Consider the following 13,640-nt stretch of genomic DNA (forward strand, 5'->3'; position numbering starts at 1 on the left):
TGCTGACACGCTCGGTGATACAATTAATGATAACTTTCAGAAATTAAAACCTGCAGTTTGAATTCACTTGAGTATAAGCCACTGGCCACTCTCTGGCTAAAGTGCTGCCAAGATTCGCTGTAATCATGAGTATTAGGTGCTTGTTGCCATTGTAAAATGGCTTGGCTAAATAACTCAACAAATGCTCTCGTAGGTGAAGCTTGCTGGTGAAGATACTGCTTCATGGCTTCTGGTTTGGCTAATTCTGGGCGATAGACTGCAATCACGTTTTCATGATTAAACTCATTCCACTTTGAACTGATCTGTAATGGGTCGTGTAATAAGGGGGGTGATAAGGTGGCTAAGCACGCATCACGAGTTTGTTGATGGCGGGTCATGTTGCCACAAATAACACGATTTGGGCGAATAGTGCGTTGATTAAAATGTTCAGCCAAGAGCCTAGCTTGGGTACGTCCTAAGTTCGACAAGTTGTCGTAATTATGGGCACCAAAACTGGCTTGGCCGTGACGGATTAAATAAATGTTCGCCATGGTTATCCTTTTTGTTTCATTGCACGTTTGCAACGCCACATTAAATAATGAGGCAAAATCCAAAACGGTTTAAACGCCGGATTACGAGTTTGCTTGTGGAGGTAGCGATAATAAATTTGTTGCACAATACCCGCTAAACGGAACAAACCAAACACTGCATAAAAGCGGAAATCATCAATGATGATATCCATTTTATCGCAATAATATGCAACCACTTGTTGACGCGTTAGCATGCCGTCAAGATGTGTCGGTTGGCGGCGGGTCATCTGCGCTAAAAAATCATCATCCGCTTCAACCCAATAGGCTAGGGTGTTGCCTAAATCCATCAACGGATTGCCGAGCGTGGCAAGCTCCCAGTCTAATATTCCTTTCACCTTGCCTATGTTATCGGGGTCTAACACTACGTTATCAAACCGAAAATCATTGTGGGTTAAACAAATGGTTGTTTGTGCGGGTTTATGCTGTTGTAACCAAGCCATAACACGTTTCCTGAGGGTGCATTCCATATTTTAGCTTGAGCATAGCGCTGGCTCCAACCATCAATTTGGCGCAGGGTGTACCCTTCGCCTTTTCCTATGTGATTAAGACCAGCGGCCTCAATGTCAACGTTGTGCAATTCGATCAAACATTCACATTGGTGCACATCGTTGTGGTTTGTTGTTTATCGACTTTTAAGCCTTTAGGTCATTACCTTGTGATTGTGTCAGTAACCAAAACGGCTTATTGTTTTCGCCTTTAAAGGTTATGTCAGTCACTTGCGATGCATTAATCTGTGACTTATCAAAGCGCTTGTCCATGATTTTCCATGGGGGTAATTGGGTACGTAAACTACTGCCAAGATTCGTTTTAAAAAAACAGGCCATAATCTGCATACATTGATATTGTCATCGCAAAGCTCTAAGTGCAATGTTTCTGACTGCGGCACCACCGCGGCTTTTGAGACGTTATAGTTCGACATAAAAGGAATGGGGGAGGTTAAGGCGGCTTGTGATAACAGATATAGCGCGACAGTTAACCAATGGGGAAGTGGATTTTGCCATTGATGTGACTCGAACTGTTAATTTCCTTTTAGCCCATAAAAGCTCCTTTCTGATCCTTTTTGTGTGTTGATTGACCGCCGATGTCATAGTATCAATGTCATAGTATCGATGTGGTGGTGAATCATTTATAAGACTGTAGCAGAAGGTGACTGAGTGACAAGGTGTGAAATTGCCAATGCTTTGTTGAATGACCGTTATCAACTCGATTGGCCGATTGCTGATGTTAAGGTCACTAGATCTGTTGGGTTAGCGTCACGACACAGTAGTGATATAGTCGACTATCGGCTAATTGAACCCGCCACTGCGGCACGGTATCATGCCCGAAAACGGGCAAGGAGAATACGGTAACCCTTAGATGATAAAAAATTAAATAACTGATTATTATATTTATTTTTATATAAATATTGATAATTGCCTTGTAAACAACAATTAACCGACTGAGTACACTTTAGGCTTCTACTATTGTTGCCTAGCCTGAACCAACATAAATTCCAATTCTAATATCAAACCAGCCTAATAATAATAATAATCAAATGGTGCCTATATGAACCCAACCAATATGTTTTTTCGCAAAACGACCATTGCTAACCGTTTACTGGGGATGTTGGCATTAGCTATTATTGCCACGATTGTGGTTTTTTGGTTTTCATTAACCCGAGTTGAAAACGTGTTAATTAACGAAAAAGAAGCCAAACTGAATGCTTTGGTTGACGTCGCTACCACCATAGCAGACAAATATTATCAAGATGCGCAGTCTGGGATCATCACTGAAGATGAAGCTAAAGTCATGGCCTTGGCGGCAATCGATAAGTTGAGATATTCGGGCAATGAATATTATTTCAGCATTGATACTCAAGGGGTAATGATCCAACATCCTTTTGCCAAGAAACTTGTCGATACCAACGTGTTATCAATGAAAGACCCAAACGGTGTAAAACTGTTCGCACAGATGATCCAACGGACAGAGCAACAGGATTTTGCCCGGGTGGATTACATGTGGAACAAACCACAGCAAGAGCAAGCTAGCCCGAAAATGTCCGTGGTCAAGCGTTTTAGACCTTGGGGCTGGATCATCGGTACAGGTATTTATGTTGATGATATTCAAGCCGACAAAAACCATTTTATTACCCAATACTTAATATTACTCACGTTAGTTTGGTTACCAGTCATTTTGCTACTGTTTTTTATTATTCGAAGTATCTCTGTACCTATGATGGAAACCATCAACGCGTTTAAAAATATTGCTAAAGGTGAAGGGGATTTGACCTTACGTTTATCTGAAGAGGGAAATGATGAACTCAAACATATTGCGCATCATTTCAACGTATTTATTAATAAAATCCAGAACGTTATTGTATCGGTGAGTCAGTCGGTTGATGAATCAAGCCGTTTAGCCAAAAACATGTCAATCATTGCACAACAAGCCAATCAAATTTCGACCAATGTACAAGCCGAAACGGCAAATGTTGCGACCGCCATTAATCAAATGTCAATGACCGCATCTGAAGTGGCTTCTAATGCACAATTAGCCGCAGACAGCACCCATCATGCTGACACTGAAGCAGATAAATCTGCTACCGTGGTTGATAACGCGATGCAAAAAATTTCAGAACTATCCAATGAGTTGGCGACAACAGAAGATGTTGCAAAAGGCTTACAAGTGAGTTCCGGTCAAATTGGGCAAATTCTTGATGTGATTGTGGGCATTGCCGATCAAACTAATTTACTCGCTTTGAATGCCGCTATCGAAGCGGCTAGAGCCGGCGAGGCGGGTCGGGGTTTTGCGGTTGTTGCAGATGAAGTTCGTACTCTTGCTAGCCGAACCCAAGCTTCAACAAGTGAAATTAATCTTATCGTCGACGCAATCAGAAGTGCCATTAACAGTGTTAATGCCTCTGTTGCCAGAGCCAAAATAAAATCATCCGAAACGGTCAATGAAGCTCAGCAAGTTGTTGGTGCGCTTGATAATATTAAGTCTTCAATTGAGCAAATATCGCAAATGAATGTTCAAATCGCTGCTGCGACAGAAGAGCAAAGTACGGTTATAGCAGAGCTCAATATGAATATTACCCGTATTAATGACATGTCATTAGAAAATAGAACTCAAAATGAGCTCATTAATAATGGCAGTATGGATATTGAACAAGGTGCGATTGAGTTGCATGAGCTTGTGGATCAATTTAAGGTAAAATAACAGCTTGCTCATCGGGCTGATTGATTCAATTAGCCCGATTGATATGGTGATATTCTATAACGAAATTGACACAGTTAGTTCATCAATATTAACGTGATAATTGCACCATAATATTGATGACATCTTGATACGAGATATTGTATTTGCGTGAAAGATTAATGATTTTAGTTTTATAAGTTTGAATATGCTCTTGTTTAAGTAAGCCTATTTGTTTTTGTTCAACAATAGAATTTACCGTATCTTGCAAGATTAATAAGCGGCGCAAACTAAAGTCCAACGAATCAATATACGCCGTCATTTGCTGTTTATTACGCGCATTTCCAAGGTTTGTTGTGGTGCGTTGTTCGAAGTCTAACTCATCAAACGCATCCATCATTTGTTGTAAATTTAAATCTTCACTCATAAGTATGATTTTTTACGTTATTTTTGGAAATTATATGCATTTTTATCGAATAAGTCACTCTTTAACTTAGTTTGTGGATAGGTTCATAGACTAAGTTAACAGTACTTTTTTGAGTATAATAATGTATCGTTAACAAAACTTGTTGAATTGCCTAATAATTAGTAATCTAAGATTCAGATTTTCAAGGAGGACTTATGTTAGATCTATTACCGGACTTATTCGATCATTACCCTGAACAATTAATATTATTGTCTAATCCATGGCAATCCTTTGGTGCCAAGCCTATATTTTATGGTGAAGTGGTGACCGTAAAATGCTTTGAAGACAATTCCAAGGTAAAATCTGAATTAGCTAAAAATGGGCAAGGAAAAGTATTGGTTGTTGACGGTGGTGGTTCAACCAGACGTGCGCTACTTGGTGACATGATCGCTCTAAATGCATGTAAGAATGGCTGGGAAGGTATCATTATTAATGGTTGTATTCGTGACGCTGGAACCATCAACACCATGCAAATTGGCGTGCAAGCTTTAGGCACTAATCCAATTAAAACGGATAAAAAAGACGTAGGTGAAGTCAATGTGAAAATTGAGATTGCGGGTGTCAGTATTTTTCCTGGAATGATGATCTACGCTGATTTAAATGGTGTTGCTGTCAGTAGACAGGCATTGGATTTAACTATTTTAGCTTAAAATAGCGACAGACAAGGAAGAGCAAAATGAAAGTAATAAAGTGGTTTTTAGCGATAGTGCTAACCTTAGTGGTAGGTGTGACAGTCTATCTGACAATGTTTTTCGATTTAAATAATGTTAAACCGCAAATTGTCGATGCCGTAAAGAAACAAACTGGCCGCGACTTACAAATCACCCAAGACTTAAGTTGGAGTGTGTTTCCCTCTTTAGGAATAAAGCTCGGGGGTATTTCGTTATCTAATCCAGATGGGTTTACGCCTGCATCAATGCTTGATGTTAATGAGGCAGTGGCCAGTGTGGCACTGATGCCATTGTTTAGCCAACAGATTGAAATTGATTTATTAAAGCTAGACGGATTAACACTACATTTAGTGACTCAAAAAGACGGCAGAACCAGTTTTGATGGATTGGCGGCAAAAACCACTGCAGACAAGCCAAAAGCGACAGCAAGTAGCGACACAAAAGCAAAATTGTTGCAGACGTTGGACATTGGCGGCATTGAACTGACCAATACCAATATTAATCTCATTGATATGGCCAGCAATACCACCCAGACCTTCAGTTTAAAAAGCTTTACCTTAGGTCAATTCAGCCTAGGTCAATTCGCTGATTTTGCTTACGAGTTTTCTGCGACGCTTCCTGATATGCAGTTAACATCATCTGGCCAGGGTAAAGTTAAAGTCGACCAAGCATTAAAGAATGTCACTATTAATGATTTTGCTATGGTACACAAAGCCCAAGGCGACAGCTTACCGGGAAAAGCGGTTACCGCAGAGCTCACTACACAAATGACGCTGGCATTAGATGCCAAAACCATAGCGCTGCAATTGACCAAAATATCAGCTATGGACTTAGCCGCAACCGGTGATGTTAAGGTCAACTATGGCACTAGCATTCCGAAAATTGCGATGAATCTAGACGTTGGTGATATTGATGTGGATGCACTACTGCCACAGCAAGAAGACCAGGCCGACAAGCCAGGGGAGAAAACCGACACTGCGCCGAGCCAAGAACCTGATTTATCAGCATTAAAGAGTATGGATTTAATCTTAAATTTGACCGCTAAATCAATAAAAGTCAGTAATATGCTGACGCAAAATTGGCAAATGAAACTGGCTATTAATAAAGGTGTATTAACCTTATCGTCGCTCACTGCCAATTTATATGAAGGTAAACTAGCGCTTAGCGCTAAGTTAGACGCTCGTAAAGCGGTGCCGACGTATCAGTTTGATAAAAAATTGACTGGCGTGCAAATTCTTCCATTATTAACGGATGCGGCAGAAGTGGATTTGATTTCTGGTACAGCGAGCTTTGAAGTTAACGGCAGTGGCGCTAGTTTGATCCCCGATAATATGAAAAAAAATCTCGAAGCCGTGGGTAAGTTTGAAGTGGCAGATGGCGCGCTCTATGGGGTTAATATTCCGCAGATGATCCGCAGTGCACAGCAAAAATTAAAAGGTGATTTATCGGCAGATAAAAAAGAAGCCTTAAAAACCGATTTTACCAGTTTAACCGGCAGCTTTACGCTTAAAGACGCTGTCGTTAACAACCCTGACTTAACGATGGCTTCACCGTTAATACGTTTAAAAGGTAATGGTACGGCAAACATTGCTACTGAAGCCTTGGATTACACGTTAACCACCAGTGTGGTGGGTTCCTTATCGGGTCAAGGTGATGCTGTTGATGAATCACTCAAAGGTGTTGATATTCCATTAACCATTAAAGGCACATTCCAAGATCCTAAGTTTGGTATTGATACCAAAGCGTTATTAGAAGGCCAATTTAAAGATGAGGCCGACAAAGCCAAAGAAAAGCTAAAAGAAGGATTGTTTAAAAAGCTTGGCATTTAATTGATCGTCTTTGGATACTAGTGGCTGTAGGTCTTCTTTACGACTACAGCCTTGTGAAGGCGACTAGCGCTTATGATATACAATTGGTTATCTTGGTAAGCAAGATGTACTTAAGTCGCGGTAATGACAGTGCAGATAAAGCATCAAAACGTCATTGAGCACGATGAACAGATTAGCATTTATCTGCCCACATTTTACTGCATAAAAAAAACGGACAGGTTATCACTTGTCCGTTTTTTTATGTGAGGCTTGAAATCAGCACTGTGTCAAATTTTCAAGCTAAGATCACCACAATCACCCATTCGCTACAGTGACTAGCTATTGGTCATGATCAGTTTTAATATTTGTCCAGGTTGGATCAAGGAACTGCTTTGTAAACTGTTCCATTCGATTAATTCAGCAACGGTAACCTTGTATTTAAGGGCAATACGCGATAATGAATCACCTGATTTGACTCGATAGTTAACGGTTTTCTCATTGCTAGCGTTGCTATTGGCGACTTCATTAGGAAAAATAACTAACGATTTACCTATGGTTAATGTCGATTTTTTCTTAAGATTATTCCATTTAACTAATTGTGCCACGTTCACTTGTTGTGACTGTGCAATTTTCCATAACGAATCACCAGACTTAACGGTATAAACTTGTTTATTTGGGCTAGATTTAACCACAGTTCGGCGAGCCAGCACTTGGTCCGCGATCATCGTCGCTAAATCGGGATCTTTTGCTGCAACAGGAATAATTAAAAACCTACCGGCAATAATATTATTGCCTTTAATGCCATTACTGCTTCTTATTAACGTTGCAGTCGTCTCAAATTGATCGGCGATTTCGCTGATACTGTCACCAGACTTAATTTTATAACGAACCCAGTTAATGCGAGAGTTTGGTTCAATAGTGGCTAATGCTCGTTTAAAGGTTGCCGCTTTATCACTAGGCACAATCAATTGATGTGGCCCTTGTGGTGCCGTTGCCCAGCGCTTTAAACCCGGATTAATCGCTTTTAAATCATTGATGTCTATTTGAGCGAGATCTGCCGCTAAGTTAATGTCTAATTGGCTTTCAATATTGACCACTTCTATTTGTGGCGAATTATCGATAGCAATTAAATTGATACCGTATTTGTCAGCATGTTTAATCACATCTGCCAATGCTAATAATTGAGGCACATAGTGAGCGGTTTCTCGTGGAACAGATAATGACCAGAAATCGGTAGATTTTCCGCGAGCTTGATTATGTTTTATTGCATTGAATATTCGGCCTTCACCAGAATTATAAGCGGCAATGGTATATAACCAATTGTGATCCATTTTGGCGTAGAGGTATTCCATTAAATCTAAAGCCGCTTTTGTGGACGAGGCTATATCACGGCGTCCGTCGGACCACCAATTGGTTTTCACTCCAAAAGAAATCGCGGTCGGTGAGGTTAATTGCCATAGACCTGATGCGTGACTTGGAGAGTAGGCTAGTGGGTCAAATCCACTTTCAATAATCGGTAATAATGCGAGCTCTAAGGGTAAATTGCGTTGTTCAAGCTGTTCAACGATGTAATACAGATATGGCTTAGCACGTTGGGTCACAATCTCCAAATGCCGCGGATTATCGATGTACCATTGGCGGTAATGATCCACCAATGTATTCTCGACAATAGGGAAACGCATTTGATTGCTGATCCTGAACCATAAGTTGTTAACTTCAGCAACTTGTTCTTCAATTTGATCAAGGGATACCGTCGCCGATTTTTTACTTTTAGCGTTAGATGTAACCGTCTGGGTTGTACTATCAGAACTTGGCTCTGAAGTGTAGAGTGTTTGGCACCCTGCTACAGCCAGCATACTGCCAGCTATAATAAATAAGTTAGCTTTCATTTGAAGATACACTTCCTCAAGTTTTCAGGCATTAAAATGGAACATACCAAATGCCTTCAAGACTTTTTTGGTCATGCTAATTCAATTTCGCATTGTAGATTAATTATTTTAACTTGTCTTATTAAACTGTTTTCATGTTGATCTAAAAGTTGTTTTTCCATAATCTAATTTGTGTAAATGTTTGAATAGTATCTATTTCTTTTTCTTTTAGTTGGGCCGCAATTGCGTTCTGAGTCTCATGTAGGTGGCAACGTAAAAAAGGATTGATGGCTTTTTCTGTGCCTATTGAGCTCGGAATAGTAGGTTTTTTTTGTGCTCTTAATCGTTTGACCTTGTCTGCATAATCAATTAATTGCTGATTATTTGGTGTGACATGTAGCGCAAATTTAAGGTTTGCCTCGGTATATTCATGGGCACAATACACTTTGGTGCTATCGGGCAGCTGTGCAAGCATTGAAAGTGATTTAAGCATTTGTTCCGCGGTTCCCTCAAATAAACGTCCGCAGCCCGCGCTAAATAAAGTATCACCACAAAACAGGCTTTCCTGTAGATAATAAGCAATATGTCCTAAGGTATGTCCCGGAACCGCCATTATGGTTATTGGATCGAGATGGGGAACATTGAGAGTGGATTGTGATCCAACGTTAAGAGGATGAGTTAACGCTGCAATTTTTTCATTATCAGGACCATATACATTAAGCGCATGCTTGAAATGTTGCTGTAACATTTCAATACCGCCGGTATGATCAGCATGATGATGAGTGATTAAAATTCCGACTAATTTAAGATCTGTTGTTGAGATATAATCAATAACACTTTGACCACAGCCAGGGTCAACGACGTAAGCATAGCGACTGTTTTCTTGATGAATTAACCAAATATAATTATCGTTAAATGCAGTAATAGTATGAACGTTAAGCATGATCTTACTCAAGTGATGATTGACTATCAGTTAGGGTAACGGATATCGTGAGACAATACCAAATTCATGGGTTATCGGGTAACACTTCGGCCATTTAGTGTGATGTCACGACATCACTGGATTGAAGGCACCGTTATCCTAGGTAACCGCTTCCTTGTTGTCTTGTTTGATAAAGGCGTCACTATTATTTCAACCATGAGTGAACTAAAAAGCTTGATTGACTCTGAGTGATAACAACGTTAATCATGTTGGTATAGTGTTAATTTATGCCATGTTAGACAGTATTAATGATCGGTAGCTGAAAATTAAATAAGCTATGGTAGAGTTGACTCAGTAAATCTGACATTTTTAAAGTTGGCGGGCTCCATGTTAAAACCCCATATTTGGCAAGACTTACCTTTTGGTGAATTGTTACAAGCCGAGATAGAAGCTAAATTAGCACCTTGGTGGCCGCGCATATTTGGCTATCATTTACTTAAAGCAGGGGCGTTAAGCAGCCAGCTAAACAGTCTACATTGCAATATTGCACGACACTTTAGTGTTTATGACGGTGCGGATGCCAGTATTCAGGCCGATCCTCATCATTTACCGGTACAGCAAAGTGCCATTGATGCTGTGCTAAGTTGTTTTTTACTGGAATTTGAATCGGATCCCTATCAAATTTTACGTGAATTCGATCGGGTGCTCATTAGCAGTGGTTATATTTTTATTGTTGGGTTTAATCCTATCAGTCCAGCTTTTATCGGCAAAATCCTGCCAAAATATCAAACTCAATTACCTTGGAATGGGCAATTTTTTATGCCATCAAGAGTTAAAGATTGGCTCGGATTACTGGGTTATCAAGTTTTAGCGGATGAACGCTTAATGTACCATTCGTTATTAGGGCAAAGCGGTGTCAATATGCCTTATCAAGCCAACAAACCTCAACAAACACCATGGTGGCAAAAAAGTATTGCTAATTGGTTGCCCAGTACCGGCAGTGTCTATTTAATCGTGGCTCGAAAAATGACCACACCGCTTACGCCAATAAAAGATAAATCAAAGCTAAAAGCACCTAATTGGTCAACCGCACCAACAGCAGGCCGCACTGGATTAACTCATACCCAACGTATTAAAAAACCATTGTTAAAACCGACAAAATATTAGCAATACATAAATCATAGTTAAGCCATTACTCTGGCTTATAACCCGTATCGGCTTGTTGAGGCTTAGCTTCGGCGGCTTTTCGAGCCAATACGTCACAACGCTCGTTTTCAATATGGCCTGCATGGCCTTTTACCCAGTGCCAGTCAATTTTGTGTAATTGACTGGCCGCATCTAAACGCTTCCATAAATCGACATTTTTGACCGGTTGTTTGGTTGAGGTTATCCAACCCTTTTTCTTCCAACTATGGATCCAAGTCATAATGCCTTGACGCATGTACTGGCTATCACTGGTTAAAATAATATTACATGGTTCATATAAAGCTTCTAAGGCAATAATCGGGGCTAAAAGCTCCATGCGGTTATTGGTCGTTAATGAGAACCCATCGGCTATTTCATGGTGTTGATGTTTATATTTCATTACCACGCCATAACCGCCAGGTCCGGGATTTCCTAAGCAAGAGCCATCAGTAAAGATATTCAGCTGTTTGAGTTCGGCCATCAAATTGTTACCATAGCGAAATATTCGCGCCAGTATACTCAATTTATACCAAGGCGAGGGCTGAATGAGTAAAAAATATGAACATAATTTCCAGTGCTAGTCGTCAAGTCATTCTCGATACCGAAACAACCGGTATGAACCAAGCTGGTGGGCCAATACATATTGGTCACCGAATTATCGAAATTGGTTGTGTTGAAGTGATTAATCGTCGCTTAACGGGTCGAACGTATCACCAATATATTAATCCTGGTCAAGCGATTGATGAGGAAGCTATTCAAGTTCACGGTATTAGCAATGATCGTGTTGCTAACGAACCGCGGTTTCACCAAATAGCGAAAGATTTCATCGATTTTATCGATGGCGCTGAAATTGTGGCTCATAACGCCAGCTTCGACGTGAGCTTTATGGATCATGAGTTTTCGAAACTCAATCCTATCGGGCCGAAAACCAAAGATATTTGCAGTATTTTAGACAGTTTGGCGATTGCGAAACGTTTACATCCAGGCCAAAAAAACAATCTAGATGCACTGTGTCGACGTTATGGTATCGATAACGGTCGCCGTACGTACCACGGCGCGTTACTCGATGCAGAAATTCTTGCTGATGTTTACTTAATCATGACGGGTGGACAAATTAAGTTTAATTTGTCTAATGAAAAAGCAGGCTATGAAGCTGGCGGAATAAAAAAAATCGATCCAGTTGCGTTTAATCTTAAAGTCGTCGGTGCGTCTGCCGATGAAATACTATTACATGAACAACGACTTGATCTCATTGCGAAGTCAGGTAAATGTCTCTGGAGAGGGTAAACCAACCTTATATGATTGCCACTCGCACCGGTTATCTTGCAATTGCTTGTTTATTTTCGCTTGGTCTCATCATGGCTTGGCAACCTTATGCCCAAGCTTCAATGGTCATAGCATCCCAAGCTGCAGAACTTAAAAATCGTTTTCGAATCGATCATATGGTTGATAATCTAACCTTGGTGATTCAACGCACCTATGGTTCTGCTCCTGTGGTGGTGATTTTACCTGATGGCAGTAAATGGTATTCAAATCGTCATCCCCAGACCGTAAAATGGGTGGATGGTCTTGCTGCCGATATGATTTATATCGAAAAGCCGATGCCAGGGCCTTGGCAGTTACTCGGTAATGTGGTCCAAGGCTCGACCATCAAAAAAATCTCTAAGTTGGACATTGAGGTACAACCCTTGCCACAACCCCTATATCAAGGGGAAAGGCTGAAAGTGACCGCTAGACTCTTGGGTGATAAGTTAACCATGAGAATGCCGGGTTTAGATTACATGGTTGAGTGGACGGCTCGTTTTACCAGTGAGCGCCTTGCTAGCGATAATAATTTTGCAACAGGAACCATTATTGTTGGCGCGTATCAAGACAATGGTGAAAAGTTAGATGAAGTGCCAGACGATGGTATATTTACCGGTAACCCTAATTTACAACAACCCACCGGCCATTATGTGCTCAATGTCACAGCACGAAATGATGTGTTCGAACGCGAATATGTGATGCCTTTTGAGCTTTCGCCACAACCGATAAACGTTAAAATGGAGCCCAATAGCGACCCATTAAAAGACATATGGCAAATACAATTATCGGTTGATGAATCTGTTGTTTTGTTAGCACAAACTCATTTTGAGTTTGAATTAGTGGGGCCTGCCGGGTTAAAACTGCCGATCACATTGCAAACAGTGACCAGTTCAGATCAAATTTTATATCTACCTAAAGTGACCAAGTTTGGTAGTTATCGGGTTAAAGGTTATGTGGTGTCGACAACAGTCGATGGCCGTGAAATCGTCCTTAATTTACCAGAAATGTTTTTCAATTTAATCGAACCGGCTGCGCCTGCGCCAACAGCCCAAGCGCTGGCTGAAAAAGCGGCCATTCAGGCTGCCATTGAAGAACAAGTGGCCAAGGATAATGCCATGTTTTGGATTATTACCATTAACGGGGTACTCTTTTTAGTCGGCGTTGTTGGTTTGGTGGTGTGGCGTAAAAAGCAGACATTGGCAAAGGCGATGGCAGCGGCAGAACAAAGGTTAAACAAAAATCGAGTCGATGAAGATAAGCCCAAAGACAGTATTCTTCAAAGCGTCGACTTAGATGATATTGATTTGAGTATCCCAGACGATAAAACCTAAGCCGCCAACTCGAGTATTGTTTTACCAAATATTAGCGGCTGACAATGGACAATATGTTTTGTGTCTATCTAGCACTCCGTGAAAGGTTAGGACGCTTTATTAGAGATAGTCGGTCTATCACAAGTATCGAAGACAAATGTGTAGTCCCATAAGCTCCGTCAAAATAAGACTAAAATCTCTACATCACGATAGACGTTTTTGCTTTAACACCAACAGCAGCAGTAGCTCAGTTGGGCCCACAATGTGATTTATATTGTTTGGCCCTAATTCCATGAGTGAATTCCATGAGTGAATTCCATTCGTGGTTTTTTCGCTTCATTATTAATGGGCCGCGGTCTGTCACT

12 protein-coding genes and 1 pseudogene are annotated in these 13,640 nt (G+C 40.7%); 6 read left to right on the top strand and 7 right to left on the bottom strand.

The window, feature by feature from the left end; translation table 11 throughout:
- Positions 1 to 23: 23 nt before the first annotated feature.
- The 3 genes and pseudogenes from AAEZ02_RS13785 to AAEZ02_RS13795 form a co-directional block, all read right to left on the bottom strand.
- Positions 24 to 530, bottom strand: a complete 507-nt coding sequence (locus AAEZ02_RS13785) for a histidine phosphatase family protein (RefSeq protein WP_351123666.1) — start codon at positions 528 to 530, stop codon at positions 24 to 26.
- A 2-nt stretch (positions 531 to 532) separates the two neighbouring features.
- Positions 533 to 1,214, bottom strand: a pseudogene (locus AAEZ02_RS13790) (phosphotransferase family protein); the annotation flags it as partial.
- Positions 1,202 to 1,393, bottom strand: a complete 192-nt coding sequence (locus tag AAEZ02_RS13795; RefSeq protein ID WP_351077541.1) for an SDR family oxidoreductase — start codon at positions 1,391 to 1,393, stop codon at positions 1,202 to 1,204. The pseudogene AAEZ02_RS13790 and the gene AAEZ02_RS13795, both read right to left, overlap by 13 nt.
- Before the next feature lie 721 nt (positions 1,394 to 2,114).
- On the opposite strand from AAEZ02_RS13795, the gene AAEZ02_RS13800 reads away from it, so the two are divergent.
- Entirely contained in the window at positions 2,115 to 3,764 is a 1,650-nt protein-coding gene (locus AAEZ02_RS13800; protein ID WP_351077538.1) for a methyl-accepting chemotaxis protein, read from the top strand.
- Between the two features lie 88 nt (positions 3,765 to 3,852).
- Here the strand turns inward: AAEZ02_RS13800 and AAEZ02_RS13805 are convergent, their stop codons facing one another.
- The gene (locus AAEZ02_RS13805) at positions 3,853 to 4,167 is read right to left on the bottom strand and encodes a hypothetical protein (RefSeq protein ID WP_101031052.1); all 315 of its coding nucleotides are present in this window, start codon (positions 4,165 to 4,167) and stop codon (positions 3,853 to 3,855) included.
- 194 nt (positions 4,168 to 4,361) lie between these two features.
- Between AAEZ02_RS13805 and AAEZ02_RS13810 the strand changes: the two genes are divergently transcribed.
- Positions 4,362 to 4,856, top strand: a complete 495-nt coding sequence (locus AAEZ02_RS13810; RefSeq protein WP_101031054.1) for a putative 4-hydroxy-4-methyl-2-oxoglutarate aldolase — start codon at positions 4,362 to 4,364, stop codon at positions 4,854 to 4,856.
- A 26-nt stretch (positions 4,857 to 4,882) separates the two neighbouring features.
- Positions 4,883 to 6,706, top strand: a complete 1,824-nt coding sequence (locus AAEZ02_RS13815) for an AsmA family protein (protein ID WP_351077533.1) — start codon at positions 4,883 to 4,885, stop codon at positions 6,704 to 6,706.
- 314 nt (positions 6,707 to 7,020) lie between these two features.
- Here AAEZ02_RS13815 and AAEZ02_RS13820 read toward each other — a convergent pair whose 3' ends face one another.
- Complete coding sequence (locus tag AAEZ02_RS13820) at positions 7,021 to 8,574, bottom strand: lytic transglycosylase (protein ID WP_124013032.1); 1,554 nt, start codon at positions 8,572 to 8,574, stop codon at positions 7,021 to 7,023.
- 142 nt (positions 8,575 to 8,716) lie between these two features.
- Positions 8,717 to 9,496 (bottom strand): hydroxyacylglutathione hydrolase, encoded by a 780-nt coding sequence (gene gloB, locus AAEZ02_RS13825; protein ID WP_124013033.1) that lies wholly within the window; start codon positions 9,494 to 9,496, stop codon positions 8,717 to 8,719.
- A gap of 366 nt (positions 9,497 to 9,862) precedes the next feature.
- Here gloB and AAEZ02_RS13830 point away from each other — a divergent pair, with 366 nt between their 5' ends.
- A complete protein-coding gene (locus tag AAEZ02_RS13830; protein ID WP_124013034.1) occupies positions 9,863 to 10,642 on the top strand; it encodes a methyltransferase domain-containing protein in 780 nt (259 codons plus the stop codon).
- Between the two features lie 25 nt (positions 10,643 to 10,667).
- On the opposite strand, the gene rnhA is transcribed toward AAEZ02_RS13830, so the two are convergent.
- Positions 10,668 to 11,141 (bottom strand): ribonuclease HI, encoded by a 474-nt coding sequence (gene rnhA / locus AAEZ02_RS13835; protein WP_124013035.1) that lies wholly within the window; start codon positions 11,139 to 11,141, stop codon positions 10,668 to 10,670.
- A 77-nt stretch (positions 11,142 to 11,218) separates the two neighbouring features.
- Here rnhA and dnaQ point away from each other — a divergent pair, with 77 nt between their 5' ends.
- Both dnaQ and AAEZ02_RS13845 read left to right on the top strand, forming a co-directional pair.
- Positions 11,219 to 11,947, top strand: coding sequence for a DNA polymerase III subunit epsilon (gene dnaQ / locus AAEZ02_RS13840; RefSeq protein WP_101031066.1), 729 nt, complete (start codon positions 11,219 to 11,221; stop codon positions 11,945 to 11,947).
- A 71-nt stretch (positions 11,948 to 12,018) separates the two neighbouring features.
- Positions 12,019 to 13,296 carry a TIGR03503 family protein gene (locus tag AAEZ02_RS13845; RefSeq protein ID WP_351123684.1) on the top strand — a complete coding sequence of 426 codons (1,278 nt, stop codon included), beginning with the start codon at positions 12,019 to 12,021 and terminating at the stop codon, positions 13,294 to 13,296.
- Positions 13,297 to 13,640 lie beyond the last annotated feature (344 nt).

Origin of the sequence: Shewanella sp. T24-MNA-CIBAN-0130 (assembly GCF_040310185.1) — a bacterium.
In the GTDB taxonomy this organism is placed as follows: Bacteria; Pseudomonadota; Gammaproteobacteria; order Enterobacterales; family Shewanellaceae; genus Shewanella; species Shewanella psychromarinicola.

What these genes read in the sequence shown, in the direction of transcription:
- AAEZ02_RS13785 (WP_351123666.1), bottom strand. Translation starts at nt 530, where the DNA reads ATGGCGAACATTTATTTAATCCGTCACGGCCAAGCCAGTTTTGGTGCC.
- AAEZ02_RS13795 (WP_351077541.1), bottom strand. Translation starts at nt 1,393, where the DNA reads ATGGCCTGTTTTTTTAAAACGAATCTTGGCAGTAGTTTACGTACCCAA.
- AAEZ02_RS13800 (WP_351077538.1), top strand. Translation starts at nt 2,115, where the DNA reads ATGAACCCAACCAATATGTTTTTTCGCAAAACGACCATTGCTAACCGT.
- AAEZ02_RS13805 (WP_101031052.1), bottom strand. Translation starts at nt 4,167, where the DNA reads ATGAGTGAAGATTTAAATTTACAACAAATGATGGATGCGTTTGATGAG.
- AAEZ02_RS13810 (WP_101031054.1), top strand. Translation starts at nt 4,362, where the DNA reads ATGTTAGATCTATTACCGGACTTATTCGATCATTACCCTGAACAATTA.
- AAEZ02_RS13815 (WP_351077533.1), top strand. Translation starts at nt 4,883, where the DNA reads ATGAAAGTAATAAAGTGGTTTTTAGCGATAGTGCTAACCTTAGTGGTA.
- AAEZ02_RS13820 (WP_124013032.1), bottom strand. Translation starts at nt 8,574, where the DNA reads ATGAAAGCTAACTTATTTATTATAGCTGGCAGTATGCTGGCTGTAGCA.
- gloB (WP_124013033.1), bottom strand. Translation starts at nt 9,496, where the DNA reads ATGCTTAACGTTCATACTATTACTGCATTTAACGATAATTATATTTGG.
- AAEZ02_RS13830 (WP_124013034.1), top strand. Translation starts at nt 9,863, where the DNA reads ATGTTAAAACCCCATATTTGGCAAGACTTACCTTTTGGTGAATTGTTA.
- rnhA (WP_124013035.1), bottom strand. Translation starts at nt 11,141, where the DNA reads ATGGCCGAACTCAAACAGCTGAATATCTTTACTGATGGCTCTTGCTTA.
- dnaQ (WP_101031066.1), top strand. Translation starts at nt 11,219, where the DNA reads ATGAACATAATTTCCAGTGCTAGTCGTCAAGTCATTCTCGATACCGAA.
- AAEZ02_RS13845 (WP_351123684.1), top strand. Translation starts at nt 12,019, where the DNA reads ATGGCTTGGCAACCTTATGCCCAAGCTTCAATGGTCATAGCATCCCAA.